Source organism: Halocynthiibacter styelae (assembly GCF_016123485.1).
Taxonomy (GTDB): domain Bacteria; phylum Pseudomonadota; class Alphaproteobacteria; order Rhodobacterales; family Rhodobacteraceae; genus Halocynthiibacter; species Halocynthiibacter styelae.
On record NZ_JADCKQ010000001.1, the window covers coordinates 390,380 to 407,672 of the forward strand.

A 17,293-nucleotide genomic window follows, 5' to 3' on the forward strand; every position below is an offset into this window, starting at 1 on the left:
GAGGTGCGCAACTGCCAAAGCTGCGCATCCCGACGGGGACGCACCACAGGGGATAGACCACATGCAAGAGCCCGCCATCACCGAAGATCTGATTGCCTCCCACGGGTTCACACCCGATGAATATGCGGAAGTGAAAAACATTCTGGGCCGCGAGCCGAACTATACCGAGATGGGTATTTTCTCTGCGATGTGGAACGAGCATTGCTCATACAAATCTTCCAAGAAATGGCTACGCACCCTGCCGACAGAAGGCCCGCAAGTGATCTGTGGCCCAGGAGAGAATGCCGGTATCGTTGATATTGGTGACGGTCAGGCCGTTGTTTTCAAAATGGAAAGCCACAACCACCCGTCCTACATCGAACCCTATCAGGGCGCGGCCACCGGCGTTGGCGGCATTCTGCGTGATGTGTTCACCATGGGCGCACGCCCTATTGCGTCTATGAACGCGCTGTCCTTTGGCGAACCTTCTCACCACAAGACCACACAGCTGGTCAACGGCGTGGTTGAAGGCGTTGGCGGCTACGGCAATTGTTTCGGTGTCCCTTGTGTTGGTGGCGAAGTGCGTTTCCATCCGGCCTATAACGGCAACTGCCTTGTGAACGCTTTTGCGGCTGGCCTGGCTGATGCGGATAAAATCTTCTACTCTGCCGCCTCCGGCGTCGGCATGCCTGTTGTCTATCTTGGCGCAAAAACCGGCCGTGACGGTGTTGGTGGCGCAACCATGGCGTCTGCTGAATTCGACGACACGATTGAAGAAAAACGCCCCACCGTTCAGGTTGGTGACCCGTTCACCGAAAAACGCCTGATGGAAGCGACGCTTGAGCTGATGGCAACCGGTGCTGTGATCTCAATCCAAGATATGGGCGCCGCTGGCCTGACCTGTTCCGCCGTTGAAATGGGCGACAAAGGCGGCCTTGGCGTCAAGCTGAACCTTGAAGACGTGCCACAGCGCGAAGAGAATATGACTGCGTATGAAATGATGCTGTCTGAATCTCAGGAACGTATGCTGATGGTTCTGAAACCGGAACTGGAAGAAGAAGCCCGCGCGGTTTTCGTGAAATGGGATCTTGATTTCGCCATCGTCGGCGAAACGATTGAAGAAGACCGCTTCCTGATCATGCACAACGGCGAAATGAAAGCCGACCTGCCCCTGTCCAAACTGTCATCCACTGCACCTGAATATGACCGCCCATGGGTGGAAACCCCGGCTGCAGAAGCTATGGACGATGTTCCGGAAATCGACGCAATTGACGCTTTGCGCGCCCTGATTTCCTCGCCAAACTACGCGGGCAAACAGTGGGTCTATGAGCAATACGACACATCCGTTATGGGTGACTCTGTGCAGACACCAGGTCTTGGTGCCGGCGTGATCCGCGTGCATGGCACCGATAAACTGCTGGCGTTCACCTCTGACGTGACCCCGCGCTATGTGAAAGCCAACCCGGTTGAGGGTGGCAAACAGGCGGTGGCCGAAGCCTTCCGCAACCTCTGTTCTGTTGGTGCCAAACCACTGGCGACCACCGACAATATGAACTTCGGCAACCCGGAAAAGCCCGAAATCATGGGCCAGTTCGTTGGTGCGATCAAGGGCATCGGCGCGGCGGTTTCCGCGCTTGATATGCCAATCGTTTCCGGCAACGTATCGCTTTACAATGAAACCGACGGTCAGGCGATCCTGCCGACACCAACCATCGGTGCTGTTGGTCTGATTGATCACGCCGATGATCTGATTGCCGGTGAAGTGCGCGACGGCCATGTGGCGATTGTCATTGGCGCAAGCCAGCATGAGGTCGGTTCCCACCTTGGCCAATCCGCCCTGCTGGCCGAAGTTTTCAACCGCGAAGATGGCGACGCGCCTGCCGTTGATCTGGATGCGGAACTGAAAGCTGGTCTCTTCATTCGCGAAAACCGCGAGATGATCCGCGCCTGTTCTGATCTGTCCGACGGTGGCCTTGCGCTGGCAGCCTTTGAAATGGCGGAAACCGCTGGTGTTGGTGTATCTCTTGACCCAACCACTACTGCAGAACTTTATGGCGAAGATCAGGGCCGCTACCTGGTGGCCTGTAACTTTGACCAGGCCGAAGCCCTGTTCATCGCTGCTGGTCAGGCCGGTGTGCCTGTGGCTTCCGTCGGCAGCTTTGGCGGCGACAGTGTGACCATGGGCGGCAACAGCGCAGATCTGGCGGAACTCTCTGCGATCTATCGCACAGGCTTTGCCGACGCCGTCGCCTGATGGTTGCGCATATTGAAAACCTGCTGACGCCTGACTGTGAAAACTGTCAGGCGTTGTGCTGTGTGGCGCTGGCCATCGATAAAGGGCCGGAATTTGCGCTTGATAAACCCGCAGGCATGCCCTGCCCCAATTTGCGCACAGACCACCGCTGTAAAATCCACGAAAACCTGACAGATCTGGGCTTTGGCGGCTGCGTCAGATATTCCTGCCTTGGTGCGGGTCAATGGGTCAGCGCGCTTTATGGCCGGGAAACCTGGCGCGCAAATCCACAGAACGCCCGCCCGATGATGGATGATTTCGCCACTGCCCGTGAGATGCGCGCAGCCCTCGAACTTCTGATCGCCGCCGCCCGCCTGCCTCTGCCGGATGCGCTGGAAGAGGAACGCCAGGCCCTGATCACCACAATCACCCCCGGCCCCGAAGAAAGCCGCGCGGCCCTCGCCCGTTGGCCCGAGACAACCAAACCCCGCCACCAGGCCTTCCTGGTCTCTCTGCGCGCTGTGGTCTCACACTGATCTTCATCTTGCTGAAAATACTCCCGCCGGAGGCATCCTGAGCCAGCAACACACGCAAATCTCCTTGCAGATCACCCCGCCCGCCCCTAAATCTTACGTAAGACATATGACCAGAGGAGCCCCCATGGCCGTTACCGCACAGGATATCGAAGACCTGATCCGCGAAAGCTTCCCCGAAGCACAAATCACCGTTGTTGGTGATGATGGCGTGCATTTTAATGCCGAAGTGGTGGATGAAAGCTTCCGTGGCCAGAATCGCGTCAAACAGCAACGCGCTGTTATGGCGGCCCTGAAGGGCAAAATGGATGGCTCTCACGGAGAAATCCACGCTTTGGGCCTGACCACACGGGCACCGGAATAATGGGGTTCTGGGGCTGGTGGGTACTGCTTTCTGCTCTTGCGGTGATGGCCTTCATCGCAAAGGCTGTCCGCGACATTCGCTACCCCAAAGCCAGCCAATCCCGTGGCACGGTTCCTGGACATGGCAATAGTATTATTGACAGCGGCACCGGAGAGTTAACTTACACTCCAACCCTAAGCGTCACCAAAGATCCACAGGAATACGCAAAAGGCATGATGCCCGGAGGCCGGACATGACCTTCAAACTGATCCTTCTGGGCGGAATTATATTGTTAGCTCTGTTAGTCTCAGCCGAAGCCTGGCTAAAACGAAAGAAAAAGCGGCCTCTCTCCCGACATGCGATCAATGAGCGTCGCTGGGACGACAACGAACGGGGCGCGGAAACTGTTCACATTATGCATTCCGCCTGGCACGACAGCCGGACGGGAGCAACAACCGAAAAAAGCTGGAGTATCTCCAGAAATCCACATGACCAGGCCAAAGCACTGATGCCGGGTCACGCCAAACAAAAGAAAGACCAAACATGACCGACGCGAAAACAGCAATCGACGAAACCGTCAAAGCCAATGACGTTGTGCTTTTCATGAAAGGCACAAAATCCATGCCGCAATGCGGGTTCTCTTCCCGCGTGGCTGGCGTTCTGAACTTTATGGGCGTGGACTACCAGGACGTGAACGTGCTGGAAGACGAAACCATTCGTCAGGGCATCAAGGATTATTCCGACTGGCCGACCATCCCCCAGCTTTACATCAAAGGCGAGTTTGTTGGCGGGTGCGACATCATCACCGAAATGACCCTGTCCGGTGAACTTGACGGCATGTTTGATGAAAACGGCGTGATCTATGACAAAGACGCTGCCGATAAGATTCGCGAAGCTAACGCCTGAGGGCATGCGTATCTAAACGATCCTCACAACGCGTTGCCCGACCTTTTTAACTGAAGGAGGCAACGCGCTATGAGCGATAAAAAGACTGCAAGTGAACGCCGGGCACAACTTGAGAAACGCCTGGCGGAACTGGATACCCGCGTTCACGACATTGAACACACCCTTGATGCCCCCGTCCCAAAAGACTGGGAAGAAGCAGCCCAGGAAGCGGAAGACACCGAAGTTCTGGAAGCGATGGGAAATCAGGGACTTGTTGAAATCCGACTGATTGATATGGCGCTGAAACGCATTGAAACCGGCGAATATGGTGCCTGTGACACATGCGGTGATGACATTGCCGAAGCACGGCTTGATCTGGTGCCACACGCCCCGCTGTGTGCCCGCTGTGCGCGCTGACAACAGTGTCTGCGGTATGAAAGGTGATCCGGCGCCCCAGATCTCAGTGAACGGCGAAACAATACTGCCTCTGCGATCCCAGTGCCGGATATACATGGTCAGAGTGCCAGGACCTGCTATCCCTGCCCGATCATAATATCCGATCCGGCAACCAGTTCACCTTTCATTTGCAGAGACACCATATCTCTGCAGTCCACGACGACCTATTTAGTGTGGTCATTTTTATGCATCATTTCTGTGCCCTGGGACACAAAACCTGTGGTAAAAAAATTTGTCCGGGTTTCATCCGTGACACCGCCAATCAATCCGCTATATCTGAAATATGTCTGATACTGCCTTCAATCCGGTTTCTTCCTTACGTAATCTTGGCCCGGCCATGGACGAAGCCTGCGCCCGTGCAGGCATTCATTCGGCGGAACAGCTGAGCGCGCTTGGCACCGATAAAGCCTATGCCCGCCTGCTGCAAAATGGCACGCGCCCGCATTTCATCGGCTACTATGTACTTGAGATGGCACTTCAGGAGCGCCCCTGGAACGACTGCAAAGGCGAAGAAAAGAAGGCCCTGCGGAAACGTTTTGACGCAATCAAAGCCAGTTCCTTTGACCCCGATTTATCAGAGTTTGAAAACATGATGAATCAAATCGGTCTGCCGTCCAGATCCTGATCTGACACAATCCCAAACGCAAAATGCCGCCTCAGAACCGGCGGCATTTATTTCTGTGCGTGGGCTCAGCTGCCTGCGGCTTTGGTCTCTGCTTCCAAAGCGATTGCTTCGGCACGTTTCGCCAGCGATTCCAGCGTATCGGTCACGATGTCCGGTATCACAGCGACTTCGACTGTTTCCGGCTCAGGTGTTTCAGGGGCCTGATTGCGGATCTCGTCCAGAAGCTGTTCCTGATCAGCCAGCTTTTTTTCAAGCGTACCGATCTTATCCTCAAGCCCTGCAGTCTTGTCAGCCAGCATCAGTCCAGACATCAAAAGCATGCGTTCTTCGGGCATACGTCCGATCTGCTTCAGCAAAACCTGGGCCTCTGTGTTCAGCATTTCTGCGGCAGATTGCAGGAAATGTTCTTCTCCATCCTGGCAGGACACAGAAAAATCACGTTCGCCGATCTTAATCGTTACCTCAGGCATTATTCTGCTCCCTGGCTGTCAGCGGCTGGTTGCGCAGCACTGATGGCCGGGCGTAATTCCGCAAGGATCGCGTCCAGTTCAACACGATCTGCCTGCATTTGCGCACGCAGCATATCAATCTCCGCCTGCAAACCGCTGTTAATCAGGCTCACATCCCCGCCACCCGCAGCATTGGAATCGCGCAGCTGATTGTTGTTCTCACGCAGACGGTTACAAACCTCGCGCAAATTGGCCAGTTCGGTCTGTTGTTCCGCTGAACGCTTGCCAAAACCAATCACACGATCTTCCAGTTCCTGCATCGCACCGGCCTGGCGGCTCTGCATCTGCTGAAGACGGTCTTCCAGGTTAAGGGTCTTTGCACGTTCCTCTTCCAAAGCAGAGCTCAGTTCCGCAAGTTCGGTATCATCCCCGTTGCCAAGCGCGCCAAGGGCCGTGTTGATCCGGCCAAAAGCAGCTGTGACCCGCTGTTCAAGCGCGGCGACATTGGCAACCTTATCGTCATTTTCACTGATATCCTGGCTGTGGTCGTTCATACCACTTTCACTCCTGCGTCTGTCCTGCACCACCGGTTTGTCCGGCTTACTCTCATACAAGGTCCGGGATAGCCCGGAAACCACCGGAAAGCGAATCAAGCGCCCCGGCTTTATGACAGTTTACTGAAATCTTCTGCGGATTGCTTCCCTTTCCGCATGATCCCCCCTCCATCTTGGGGAAATCCGCCAGGATAAATCCCCCGGGTCCGGGGGATTGGCCGGTTTTCTTCATCCATCCCCCGGAATCCCTTCCTGACAGGCTTCCAGGACCATCCACGCCTTGAAATCACCCCAAGGGCTGTTATGAGAGGGCAACAGCTTACCAACGCCAGAGGACTATACCTTGGAACAACAGCCAGTGGATATCGCCGCCCTTCGCTCTGCCAACCCGGATCACTGGAACAAGGCCACCGCTATTCGCGCCCTTGCTCTTGATGCGGTTGCCGCTGCCAACTCCGGCCACTCCGGTGCGCCGATCGGTCTTGCCGATGTGGCAACAGTCCTGTTCGAAAAGCACCTGAAGTTTGACCCGAAGGCCCCGCGCTGGCCTGACCGTGACCGGTTTATCTTGTCCGGTGGTCACGCCTCTATGCTGATCTATTCCCTGCTGCATCTCACCGGTTACGAAGATGTCACCCTGGATCAGATCAAAAACTTCCGTCAGTGGGGCGCGATCACAGCCGGTCACCCGGAATATGGTCACGTGTCCGGCGTTGAAACCACCACAGGTCCTCTGGGCCAGGGCATCGCAAATGCCGTTGGTTTCGCCATGGCCGAAGAAATTCAGCGCGCCCAATACGGCAAAAAGATCGTTGATCACCACACCTATGTGATCGCGGGCGACGGTTGCCTGATGGAAGGCATCAGCCAGGAAGCCATCGGTCTTGCCGGGCGTCACAAGCTGAGCAAGCTGATCGTTCTCTGGGATGACAATGACATTACCATCGACGGTAAAGTATCCCTCTCCGACATCACCGATCAGAAGAAACGTTTTGCGGCTTCCGGCTGGTCCACACATGAATGTAACGGTCATGATCCTGCGGACATCGATCGCGCGATCTCCGAGGCCAAAGCCACCGGCAAACCGGCGCTTGTTGCCTGTAAAACCCATATTGCTCTGGGCACCTCTGCGCAGGATACCTCCAAAGGCCATGGCGCATTGACCGCACCTGACCTGATGGCAGACGCCAAGAAAGCCTGGGGCTGGGATCAGGACGCATTTGTTGTGCCTGCGGACATCAAAGCACAATGGGAAGCCATTGGTGCACGCGGTGCAACTGATCACGCCGAATGGAAAACCCGTTTTGAAAGCGTATCTGAGCGCAAACAAGCGGAATTCAACCGTGCCTATGCGCTGGAAGTTCCAAACAAACTGTCTTCCGCGATCAAACGCCTGAAGAAGAAGATCTCTGAAGAGCAGCCAAAGGTTGCAACACGGAAATCCGGTGAAATGGCGCTTGAAGTCATCAACCCGATCATGCCGGAAACCGTGGGTGGCTCTGCTGATCTGACAGGCTCCAACAACACCAAAACCGGTGAAATGGAAGCCTTTGATCTGGACAACCGCGGTGGCCGTTACGTGTACTGGGGCATCCGTGAACATGCGATGGCAGCAGCCATGAACGGCATGGTGCTGCACGGTGGTATCCGTGCATACAGCGGCACCTTCTTCTGCTTCACCGACTATGCGCGCCCAAGCATGCGCCTGGCCGCTCTGATGCAGATCCCGACCGTGTTTGTCATGACCCATGATTCAATCGGCGTGGGCGAAGATGGCCCGACACACCAGCCTGTTGAACACCTGGCAATCTGTCGTGCGACACCAAATTCCTGGACCTTCCGCCCTGCTGATACTGTCGAAGCAGCAGAAGCCTGGGAAATGGCTGTGACCACCAAGACAACCCCGTCTGTGATGGTCATGTCGCGTCAGAACCTGCCAACTGTCCGGACTGAACATAAGAACAAAAACCTGGTTGCTCAGGGTGCTTATGTTCTGGCTGACGCGGAAGAAAAGCGTCAGGCGATCATCATGGCATCCGGTTCCGAAGTTGAAATCGCTCTGAAAGCGCGTGATCTGCTTCAGGCCGAAGGCATCGGCACGCGTGTTGTTTCCGTACCATGTATGGAACTGTTTGATGCGCAGGACGAAGCCTATCGCAAACGCGTTCTGCCAGGTGGCCCGGTGCGTGTTGCCGTGGAAGCGGCAGTTCAACAGCCATGGGACAAATACCTGACCGGCGAACGTGGCAAATCCACCAAAGCTGGCTTTGTTGGCATGACCGGCTTTGGCGCATCAGCCCCGGCAGCCGTTCTGTACGAACAATTCGGCATCACCGCCGAAGCCGTCGCCCAAAAGGTCAAAGACCTGCTGTAAGCAATTGCAATATCCAGGAAAAGGCGGCCTTTACGGTCGTCTTTTTTTGTTGCAACCGCCAAGTGTTGGACACAGTCTGAAAATATGTCCACAATCGACTGGAAGAAAAATGTTCTTCGTAGATGTCCTCGCACAAACCGCAGAACGAAAAATCCGGGAAATAACATCAAGCCTCGGCATTCCAGACAGCTGCGTCATTTCGGAAGATGACGAACACAGCGACTACAGCTACCTGTCAGCTAAACATGGATACCTGATTTTCAGAAAGGTCTCAGGGCATTTCACATATTGGCTGACATTTCGCGCACCGGTCCTTCCGGATTGGCCCGCAGTTGAACACTATCTGCTCCCTCAAACTCTGACCCATGCAAGTTTCATGATAGAGCAATATGACAACCCGGATCAGGCTCCTTGGGACTATTATCTCATTTCAGATGGAAAACGGTACACTGCGGAACTTCTGGAACATGACGATCCACGTCTGCCCCCCAACACCTGCGAAGGATATTTTGAATTCCGCCTGACCTAATCCAACCGCCCCACCCGGCTGACGCCAATCCAGGCGCGTTGGTCCCATGTTGCAAGCTCTGCCAGGATCCAGCGCATGACCGGACCGGTTGTTGTACTGTGACCACTCAGCAAACCAACAGTTTCAAGGATCGAATTCTGCGCGAAATCATAGTGCAGGACTTTCAAACTGCCGGACAGCACCCCATCGGTCACCAGTTCCGCAGGCAATTCTGACCAGCCCAGCCCTTCGTTCACAAAGGTCAGACAACTGCGCGCGCCATCAGACACCCAGATTTTCGGGCTGATCCGATCCCCATCCGCAGACACAAGCTGACGGTGTTTCACAAGCTCTGCCCGATTAATTTCCGGCGCATGGGCCAGAGGGTGATCACAATGCACAACCGGCACCAGACGCAGAAACCCAATGCCACGTGACATGCCACCAGACGCAGCATTGCCCCGCGTTTCTTCCAGGCGGCTGACAAGCACCAGATCGGCCTGCCCGTTGTTCACCGCAGAAATCACCTCTGATCGTGGGCGTTCTTCAATATGCAGCTCAAGCCCCGGAAACTGATCCGCCAGCGCACACAGCAAGTCACGCACCCGCGACACCAGCAGGCCTTCCTCAATCCAGATCGCAAAACGGGGTTCCACCTGCGCCCCAAGCGCATCTGCCTGCCCTTCCAGCGCCGCCATACTGTCCAGAACAGATTGCGCATAGCCCAGAACCACACGCCCCTGACGGGTCAGTTCCGGCCGATACCCGCTGCGATCAAACAAGGTCAGATCCAGATCAATTTCCAGGTTTGCAATGGCCGCACTGATCGCGGATTGCGCTTTGCCCAGCTCGCGCGCAGCCGCAGAAAAGGACCCGACCTGCTGTGACACCACAAAGGCCCGCAATTGTTCAATATCCGCCAAAGCCAAACTCCATCTGCAAATCCGATAGTCATTAACTTTCTATATCAATAAAGCATCTGTTTAAACCCGGCAAACGACTCGCGAGTAAAGGACATGCGATATGAACCGCTTTCACGCCCTGCTGCTGACCACTGCCATCATGACAACCTCTGCCCAGGCCCAGACAGCCTGTGACACCACGCTTGATATCGCGATGCCCGCGCAATGTGCCGGCATCGGCGTATCCCACCCGGTGGAAGGCCTGGCCAATTTTCGGGAACTGACGACACCAGACAATGGCATTCGCCAAGGCCAGCTGTTCCGGTCCGACCAGTTGCACGACCTGACCGATGCAGATCTTGCCCTTCTGTCGGACAAGGCGATTGAAACCGTGGTTGACCTGCGGGCTGCGAATGAACTTGAAACACATCCCAACCGACATATCCCATCCGTGGATTTCACCGCCAATCTGCCAATCGGATCGGATCCCGCAGATGTTGCAAAGATCATGCCGGTTGAAGTTGCTGATCAGATCCGCCCGCTGTGGTTTGAAGGGAAATTCACCGAAATTGATGCCCTGCTGGCCGAACATAATGTTGACCTGCGCCAGACCCGCCTTGACCGCTATGAAGAGTTCGCCACAGATTTCGCACCACAGGTGTCACGTTTTCTGCATCTGCTGACAGAGGCCGATAACTACCCAGTGCTGTTCCACTGCGCCGGTGGCAAAGACCGCACGGGTTACATTGCTGCTGTCACCCTGCTTGTGCTGGGATATAGCGAAGAAGACGTGATGCGCGATTACCTCGTCACCAATGTTTTTACCTACGAAGAACTGGAACAGCTGGTCGGTCATGGCCCCGCGTCTTTGCGTCCGGCCTTTGGCGCACATCCGGAACAGATGACGAAGGCTCTGCAAACCATCAAAGACGAATACGGGTCATTTGATCTTTACCTCAGCGAGGTGCTGGATATCTCGGCAGAGGACATCAAAGCCATCCGACAGAACCTGCTGACCGACAGTTAAGATCGATTAAACCTGGAAAAGATGCGCCCGTCCGTCACCGCAAACCCAACTGCGATAATGGCAAAGCCGATCCAGGCGGCCGGCGCGATCACCTCGCCCAGAAACAACGCGCCAAGGCCAATCGCAAAGGGCGGGATTAAAAGCGTGACCAGCATCAGGTTCGCTGCCCCCGCCCGTATAAGGATGGCAAAATAAAGCACATAGGCAAACACGGTTGAAAGCGCCGCGATCCCCCAAAGCGCGCCCCAGACAGGCAGCGACAGGCTGACCGAAGGCACACCATCCACCAGCAGAACCACAGGGATCATAAGCAAAATCGTCCCACAGATCATGCCAAATGCATTCATCATGGGCGGCTGTCCCGCCAGCATGACCTTTCCCCAGACACTGGCAAACGCATAGGACACTGCGCCCAGGATCACAGCAAACTGCGCCAGGTTTCCGGGGTTCAGCCCGGCTATGGCATCGGGCCCCATAATCACCGCAACGCCTGCCAGCCCAATCACTGCGCCCGCGATTTTATTGCGCGTCAACGGTTCATCCTTCAGCAATAGTCCCGCAACCACCGCCCCAAACATCGCAGTTGTTCCGTTCAGGATGGATGCCACTCCACTGTCAATCTGCTGCTGCGCCCAGAATATCAGTGAAAATGGGATCGCATTGTTCAGCGCGCCCATCCCCAGATAGCCCAGCCAGATTTGTGGGTCGCGCGGCAGGGACAATCTTCGCAGGCGGATCAGAATGAACAGCAAGGGCAAAGCCCAGAACACCCTGTGCAAAGTGATTGTCATGGGCGGCACTTCCCGCAGGGCTATTTCAGCGAAGAAGAACGACCCGCCCCAAACCGCCGCCAGACACAGCAACATAACCAGAGATTTCGGATCCAGAGACGGTGTATTCATTGCAGCTTCCTATTTACAGATCTGACTGCAATGCATTCATCCGTATAAATCCGCGACCCGTTTCCTGCTCAAATCACTCCAATGCCAGATCAATCAGGCGCGTCGCCTGCGGGAATTTGTCCGCCACCACAGGCCGCCATTGCGCAAAGGCATCGCGGGTATCTTCGGCCGGGCTATTTGCGTAACTTAAACAGACATCCAGCCAGGCGGCTTCAAGTGGTTCGCGTTCCAGCATCGCAAACGCCGCCCCAACCATCGCCTGTATTTTCAGATTGCGTGCTGCGCCTTCCGGTGGGTTATCCTCCGGATCATCCGGGTTTAGCGTGAGAGGGAAGAAATCGTTCCGGGCGATCCGGCGCAGATCATCTGCGATATAGTCCGCATACCCCGGATACCAAAGCGCATAATAAACAATCGCAGTTGCCAGGCTGAAAGCATCATGATCCGCATCAGAATAATCCTCAATCCGCATCAATTCCGGCGGTTCTGATGAAAACCACAGCGCCTTCAGCGCATCAAGCATTTCATCCCCACCTTCCGGCACCAGATGTCCAAGATCACGCATCCAGTCGTTCAGATCCGCCGTTTCAAAAACATCCAGATAATCCAACCTCCGAATACCCTGCGCAAGCCGCGCAAAATCTGCCTGCCTAAAGGCCGGTTCCTGCCCCTTCAGTATCTTCAACGTACAGGAAAAATAGCCCAGCCGGGCGCAATCGCGACCAGAGGCCAGGACGCGCTGCAGGAGTGCGTCTTTCGCAGCTGCCCCCACAGCCGGTATTCCCGCAAAAAGCGCATCACTCCAAGCGTCACACCATTGATTAAACGTCAGCTCTGGGTTTTCCGGGCGCACCATGTCCAGATTCAGGTTCACAAGTTCAGAAATCTCGTCCGCCGTAAAATCGGGGCAAAGCCCGGCAGCCATGCGATCCGCAGCCGCCCTGTCAGTCACGGCAATCACCGCCAGCTGAAAGATATATGTATCAACCCGATTTCGGGGCTGTGCTTTGAAACGATCCCAAATACCTGACAAAATGCTTTAACCTGAATAACTTACTACGACATGTCAGATAACATACCATTTTTTCGCCCGGACGCACAGTTTTTTAACACTCCGGTCCCGTCCCCTTTTGGGAAGGCACATCAGACCACGTTACCGCAAACATTACATGTTTACGCTAACATGTTGGCGCTAAACTCTTTTCCCTCAGCCATCGCAGGCATATAGAACCCCAAATCCATATCGGATATCTGCTGTTCTCTGGAAGGAATAATCATGACTGTCACTGTTGCAATTAACGGATTTGGTCGCATTGGCCGCTGCACACTTGCACATATTTCCGAAAGCGCGCGTGATGACGTGAAGGTCGTAAAGATCAACGCAACCGGCCCACTGGACACAGCCGCCCATCTGATGCGCTATGACTCTGTGCACGGTCGTTTCCCAAATGACATCATTGTTGGTGACAAGACCCTGGATCTGGGCCGTGGCCCGATTGAGATGTTCTCAACCTACAACCCGGAAGAACTGGACTGGTCCGGCGTTGATGTGGTTCTGGAATGCACCGGCAACTTCAACGACGGCGAAAAGGCGAAAGTTCACCTGGAACGCGGCGCAAAGAAAGTTCTGATCTCTGCCCCCGCAAAGAACGTTGAGAAAACCATCGTATATGGCGTCAACGATGAGCTGATGACAGCCGGTGACACCATGATCTCCAACGGCTCCTGCACCACCAACTGCCTTGCACCACTGGTGAAAGTGCTGAATGACACGGTTGGCGTCGAGCGCGGCATCATGACCACAATCCACAGCTACACCGGCGACCAGCCAACGCTTGACCGTCGTCACAGCGATCTGTACCGCGCCCGCGCAGCCGCCATGGCGATGATCCCGACCTCTACCGGTGCCGCCAAAGCCCTGTCCGAGGTTCTGCCAGAAATGAAAGGCCGCCTGGACGGTTCCGCCATCCGCGTTCCAACCCCGAACGTATCCGCAGTTGATCTGACATTCGAAGCAGGCCGCGATGTGACCGTCGAAGAAGTCAATGCAGCCGTGAAAGCCGCCTGTGAAGGTCCAATGGGCCGCGTGATGTCATATGACCCTGAGAAAAAGGTCTCTATCGACTTCAACCACACGCCACATTCTTCTATCTTCGCACCGGACCAGACCAAAGTCATCGGCGGCCGCACCGTACGCGTTCTCGCATGGTACGACAACGAATGGGGTTTCTCTGTGCGTATGGCAGATGTAGCTGCGAAAATGGGCAACCTGTAAAAACGGCCTGCCCCCGAAATGTCAAAGCCCGGCCATCGCGCCGGGCTTTTTCTTTGCAAAATAGAAATGGGGCAAATACATTCAACCTCTGACTATTTGACCTCAGAAGGTATCTCAATGAAACTATTTGTTTCACCCGAAGCTATCAATATCACCAATGATGAATTTGACTACGAGCTCCTTACAGACTTATTTTACTATGCTTTTTACCTGACAAGGGAATGCAAAATCCCAGCCGAAACGTTTCCACCACTGTTGAACGCAGTGCAACATCTGCCCACATACGGGGAACATGTGCTTTCGGGCGGACATCTTTCAATGTTCAAACGCATGCGGTCCGAAAGTACCACAACCCTAAACGGGGTCATTGCGCTTTTCCAAATAACAGAATCCCCGGCTTTTGAAGCAATCGCCAGGGAAGCGCTTGATTGGTTTGACAAAAATGAGACCTCCCTGGATGCATTGGAAGAAGCACCTGCGGATTTGGCTAGCCTGGACCTGCGATTTGCGGAAGAATGTAATAAAAAACATGCTTTTACATTGGCAGCCCAATACGTTCGCAACACACAAGAGCTTGTCGAGTACATTGAAGGTGATGACGAACATTATGAACAACTCCGCCAATATGCCGACGAGCTGAAACATGAATATGCATCGGCACTAAAGTAACGCAAGCAACGCAGCATCAAAGGAAACTCCGGGAAATCGCTCACACCCAAGGCTTGTAACTCTCAGGCCAGAGGTTACAACTGACAGCGTAACCTCTACCAGTCAGGCCCTTCCGTGACCAACTTTTCAGCCATAGCCATTATCACCCTGTTAATCCTTTCGATGATCGTTGACGCTGTCTTCTTTGACTCTTACGGCACAGTTTACATGCTGAAAAAAATTGTTGATCTGCGTGAATGGGTGGCTTTCTGGCGTTAATTTTGCCCTGCCCGGTGACCCTCACCTGCCACACCCCTGCTTTTCCCGGAACAACACTCGCTTTCTGATTGACCTTCTCGCAAAAATGAACATGTTAGCGTTAACATATCTCATGACGGAGGGGCCACACCGGCCGAAGGACTATGGCAGTAAAAGTTGCAATCAACGGATTTGGCCGCATCGGTCGCCTGGTTCTGCGGGCGATTATTGAAACCGGCCGGACGGATCTGGAAGTCGTCGCCATCAATGATCTTGGCGATGTAGAGATGAACGCCTTGCTTCTGCAGCACGATTCCGTTCACGGGCGCTTTCCCAATGACGTGGTGGTCAACGGCGATACCATTGACGCAGGCCGCGGTCCGATCCGCGTCACCGCGATGCGCAACCCGGATGATCTGCCCTGGCAGGATGTGGATGTTGTGATGGAATGCACCGGCATCTTTAAATCGCACGAACAGGCCTCTGTTCACCTTGGTAACGGGTCTTCCAAAGTGCTGATCTCTGCCCCTTCCGGCGACGCGGATCGCATGGTGGTTTATGGCGTCAACCATGACACGCTTCTGGCCGCTGACAAGATCGTGTCCAACGCATCCTGCACCACCAACTGCCTGTCCCCGGTGGCGAAAGTCATCAATGACACTGTCGGCATTGACAAAGCCTTCATGACAACCGTGCACAGCTATACCGGCGATCAGCCGACACTGGACCGTCTGCACAAAAAAGACCCGCGCCGTGCGCGTGCCGCTGCGCTGTCCATGATCCCGACATCCACCGGTGCCGCTGTGGCCGCAACCAAAATCCTGCCGGAACTGGCAGGCAAAATGGATGGCGTTGCGATCCGTGTGCCGACCCCAAATGTGTCCTGTGTGGATCTGACCGTAGATTGCGCCCGTGACACAACTGTTGAAGAAATCAATGCCGCCATTCAGGCCGCCGCAAGTGGCCCGATGAAAGGCATCCTTGATGCAACCGACAAACCGCTGGTGTCCACTGATTTCAACCATGACCCGCATTCTTCCATCTTCCAGCTGGACGAAACCAAGGTCATCGGCGGCAACATGCTGCGGATCCTGGCCTGGTATGACAATGAATGGGGCTTCTCAAACCGTATGTGTGACACAGCGGCTTTGATGGGAAATCTGAAGTAAACCCTTTTGGGGGCTGACCTTAATGCAGGGTCAGCCCATCCTGCACCAGACGTTTGAGCATCTTCCCTGTGTCAACAAATCGCCTGGCAGGTTCCGGTGTCTGTTGTTCCAGCTCTGGGAACAGTGCATAAATGTCTTTCAGAGCCTCAACAGACATCGCCTGTTTTGCCTGCGCCCCCAGATAAAGACTTTCTGTTGGGGCACCTTCCGCATAGATGATCTCATGACGGTCAAACAGCAGATGGTGATAGCTCACCTCTGTCACCTCCTCATCCACGTAAATACCTGGCAAACGGGTCAATTTAATCGCGGGGATCATAACTTCGTCCTCCCCAAACAGACGTTTCACCTTCGCCCCCTGCACCACCATCCGGTGCTGGCGGGATACAAGGAGATCACGCGTCGGCAGAGGAGACGCCGCACAGCCCCCCAGCGCACCGGCTGAAATCCGGACGGGCGCAAGTTTTGGCTGCTCTCGCAACCAATTTCTCGTAACCTTTTGCGCCCCGACCCATCGCAGAACCTGCCAGCCACTGTCCCGGGTTAAAACACGATCCCCCACCTGCAGATCTTCAACAGGACGCAGGCCAGGTTTCGTTTCCACAAGTGTGCCACCGGCAAGGCAGACGATCTTAGGCTCATAACGTTCCTGGCTGAGCACCCGGAATGCGTCATTTCCGGAATCAAAAAACTTCGGATCAATGAAAACCGGGTTCTTCACATCCAGATCCAAAGTTGCCGGATCTACAGGAATAATCATGCTATCCCCGCCATGCAGGTTAAAGATATTGATCACTGTATATTGTGCAGTTTCACCAGTTGCTGAATCTCTGAATTCGATCACCCGAACCCCACGTCCGCGAATATCAGTATCCAGAACACCATTGATCCGTAACTGATCATTCCGGTCAGTCTTACCAAATCCGATCTGTGTGCCTCGGTCCGTATCTGTCAGAAATACTGTTTCCGGTCCGCTTTTGACAGATTCCCGATCACCGCGATCAATCACGATATTTCCATTCAGGCGGTATGCGTTTCTGATTTCAAGGTCTGTGACAGAGATCACCATCTTCGTGAAATCCTTTGCGCTTCAATTAACCTTTCGGCAATAAAGATCGAAAGGGGGTTTCAGCTAATTAGCCACACAACCTTAAATGTCAATTAATCAGAATA

Annotated in this window: 21 protein-coding genes; 15 read left to right on the top strand and 6 right to left on the bottom strand. The window is 54.6% G+C overall.

Features of this window, described 5'->3' with window-relative positions:
* Positions 1-61 precede the first annotated feature (61 nt).
* The 8 genes from purL to H1D41_RS01935 all read left to right on the top strand — a co-directional run bounded on the left by purL (position 62) and on the right by H1D41_RS01935 (position 5,054).
* On the top strand, positions 62-2,233 hold the full coding sequence (gene purL, locus H1D41_RS01900) for a phosphoribosylformylglycinamidine synthase subunit PurL (protein ID WP_228847309.1): 2,172 nt from the start codon (positions 62-64) through the stop codon (positions 2,231-2,233).
* Positions 2,233-2,748 (top strand): hypothetical protein, encoded by a 516-nt coding sequence (locus tag H1D41_RS01905; protein ID WP_228847310.1) that lies wholly within the window; start codon positions 2,233-2,235, stop codon positions 2,746-2,748. The genes purL and H1D41_RS01905 overlap by 1 nt, the downstream gene beginning before the upstream one ends.
* 124 nt (positions 2,749-2,872) lie before the next feature.
* Positions 2,873-3,109 carry a BolA/IbaG family iron-sulfur metabolism protein gene (locus H1D41_RS01910; protein ID WP_228847311.1) on the top strand — a complete coding sequence of 79 codons (237 nt, stop codon included), beginning with the start codon at positions 2,873-2,875 and terminating at the stop codon, positions 3,107-3,109.
* A complete protein-coding gene (locus tag H1D41_RS01915; protein ID WP_228847312.1) occupies positions 3,109-3,345 on the top strand; it encodes a hypothetical protein in 237 nt (78 codons plus the stop codon). The genes H1D41_RS01910 and H1D41_RS01915 overlap by 1 nt, the downstream gene beginning before the upstream one ends.
* A complete protein-coding gene (locus H1D41_RS01920; RefSeq protein ID WP_228847313.1) occupies positions 3,342-3,635 on the top strand; it encodes a hypothetical protein in 294 nt (97 codons plus the stop codon). The genes H1D41_RS01915 and H1D41_RS01920 overlap by 4 nt, the downstream gene beginning before the upstream one ends.
* Positions 3,632-3,994 (top strand): Grx4 family monothiol glutaredoxin, encoded by a 363-nt coding sequence (gene grxD / locus H1D41_RS01925; protein WP_107496155.1) that lies wholly within the window; start codon positions 3,632-3,634, stop codon positions 3,992-3,994. Before H1D41_RS01920 ends, grxD begins: the two co-directional genes overlap by 4 nt.
* A gap of 69 nt (positions 3,995-4,063) precedes the next feature.
* Positions 4,064-4,390 (top strand): TraR/DksA family transcriptional regulator, encoded by a 327-nt coding sequence (locus tag H1D41_RS01930; protein ID WP_228847314.1) that lies wholly within the window; start codon positions 4,064-4,066, stop codon positions 4,388-4,390.
* Between the two features lie 322 nt (positions 4,391-4,712).
* On the top strand, positions 4,713-5,054 hold the full coding sequence (locus tag H1D41_RS01935) for a TfoX/Sxy family protein (RefSeq protein WP_228847315.1): 342 nt from the start codon (positions 4,713-4,715) through the stop codon (positions 5,052-5,054).
* A gap of 65 nt (positions 5,055-5,119) precedes the next feature.
* Here the strand turns inward: H1D41_RS01935 and H1D41_RS01940 are convergent, their stop codons facing one another.
* Together H1D41_RS01940 and H1D41_RS01945 are read right to left on the bottom strand one after the other, a co-directional pair.
* Positions 5,120-5,524, bottom strand: coding sequence for a cell division protein ZapA (locus tag H1D41_RS01940; RefSeq protein ID WP_228847316.1), 405 nt, complete (start codon positions 5,522-5,524; stop codon positions 5,120-5,122).
* Positions 5,524-6,057, bottom strand: coding sequence for a hypothetical protein (locus H1D41_RS01945; protein ID WP_107496159.1), 534 nt, complete (start codon positions 6,055-6,057; stop codon positions 5,524-5,526). The genes H1D41_RS01940 and H1D41_RS01945 overlap by 1 nt, the downstream gene beginning before the upstream one ends.
* A 358-nt stretch (positions 6,058-6,415) precedes the next feature.
* On the opposite strand from H1D41_RS01945, the gene tkt reads away from it, so the two are divergent.
* Complete coding sequence (tkt, locus tag H1D41_RS01950) at positions 6,416-8,431, top strand: transketolase (protein ID WP_228847383.1); 2,016 nt, start codon at positions 6,416-6,418, stop codon at positions 8,429-8,431.
* 4 nt (positions 8,432-8,435) lie between these two features.
* A complete protein-coding gene (locus tag H1D41_RS01955) occupies positions 8,436-8,960 on the top strand; it encodes a hypothetical protein (protein ID WP_228847317.1) in 525 nt (174 codons plus the stop codon).
* On the opposite strand, the gene H1D41_RS01960 is transcribed toward H1D41_RS01955, so the two are convergent.
* Positions 8,957-9,862, bottom strand: a complete 906-nt coding sequence (locus H1D41_RS01960) for a LysR family transcriptional regulator (RefSeq protein WP_228847318.1) — start codon at positions 9,860-9,862, stop codon at positions 8,957-8,959. The two genes, H1D41_RS01955 and H1D41_RS01960, sit on opposite strands and share 4 nt — an antisense overlap.
* Before the next feature lie 100 nt (positions 9,863-9,962).
* Between H1D41_RS01960 and H1D41_RS01965 the strand changes: the two genes are divergently transcribed.
* The gene (locus H1D41_RS01965) at positions 9,963-10,868 is read left to right on the top strand and encodes a tyrosine-protein phosphatase (RefSeq protein WP_228847319.1); all 906 of its coding nucleotides are present in this window, start codon (positions 9,963-9,965) and stop codon (positions 10,866-10,868) included.
* Here the strand turns inward: H1D41_RS01965 and H1D41_RS01970 are convergent.
* Both H1D41_RS01970 and H1D41_RS01975 read right to left on the bottom strand, forming a co-directional pair.
* Positions 10,865-11,770, bottom strand: a complete 906-nt coding sequence (locus H1D41_RS01970) for a DMT family transporter (protein WP_228847320.1) — start codon at positions 11,768-11,770, stop codon at positions 10,865-10,867. The two genes, H1D41_RS01965 and H1D41_RS01970, sit on opposite strands and share 4 nt — an antisense overlap.
* A 73-nt stretch (positions 11,771-11,843) precedes the next feature.
* On the bottom strand, positions 11,844-12,803 hold the full coding sequence (locus tag H1D41_RS01975) for a hypothetical protein (protein WP_228847321.1): 960 nt from the start codon (positions 12,801-12,803) through the stop codon (positions 11,844-11,846).
* Between the two features lie 243 nt (positions 12,804-13,046).
* Between H1D41_RS01975 and gap (H1D41_RS01980) the strand changes: the two genes are divergently transcribed.
* From gap (H1D41_RS01980) to gap (H1D41_RS01995), 4 genes are all read left to right on the top strand, one after another.
* Positions 13,047-14,045, top strand: a complete 999-nt coding sequence (gap, locus tag H1D41_RS01980) for a type I glyceraldehyde-3-phosphate dehydrogenase (RefSeq protein WP_228847322.1) — start codon at positions 13,047-13,049, stop codon at positions 14,043-14,045.
* Positions 14,046-14,162: 117 nt separating this feature from the next.
* Positions 14,163-14,714 carry a hypothetical protein gene (locus H1D41_RS01985; RefSeq protein ID WP_228847323.1) on the top strand — a complete coding sequence of 184 codons (552 nt, stop codon included), beginning with the start codon at positions 14,163-14,165 and terminating at the stop codon, positions 14,712-14,714.
* A 114-nt stretch (positions 14,715-14,828) separates the two neighbouring features.
* Complete coding sequence (locus tag H1D41_RS01990; RefSeq protein WP_228847324.1) at positions 14,829-14,972, top strand: hypothetical protein; 144 nt, start codon at positions 14,829-14,831, stop codon at positions 14,970-14,972.
* Between the two features lie 143 nt (positions 14,973-15,115).
* Positions 15,116-16,120: a type I glyceraldehyde-3-phosphate dehydrogenase gene (gap, locus tag H1D41_RS01995; RefSeq protein ID WP_228847325.1), complete on the top strand. Its 1,005-nt coding sequence runs from the start codon at positions 15,116-15,118 to the stop codon at positions 16,118-16,120.
* Between the two features lie 19 nt (positions 16,121-16,139).
* On the opposite strand, the gene H1D41_RS02000 is transcribed toward gap (H1D41_RS01995), so the two are convergent.
* On the bottom strand, positions 16,140-17,189 hold the full coding sequence (locus H1D41_RS02000) for a Hint domain-containing protein (RefSeq protein WP_228847326.1): 1,050 nt from the start codon (positions 17,187-17,189) through the stop codon (positions 16,140-16,142).
* Positions 17,190-17,293 lie beyond the last annotated feature (104 nt).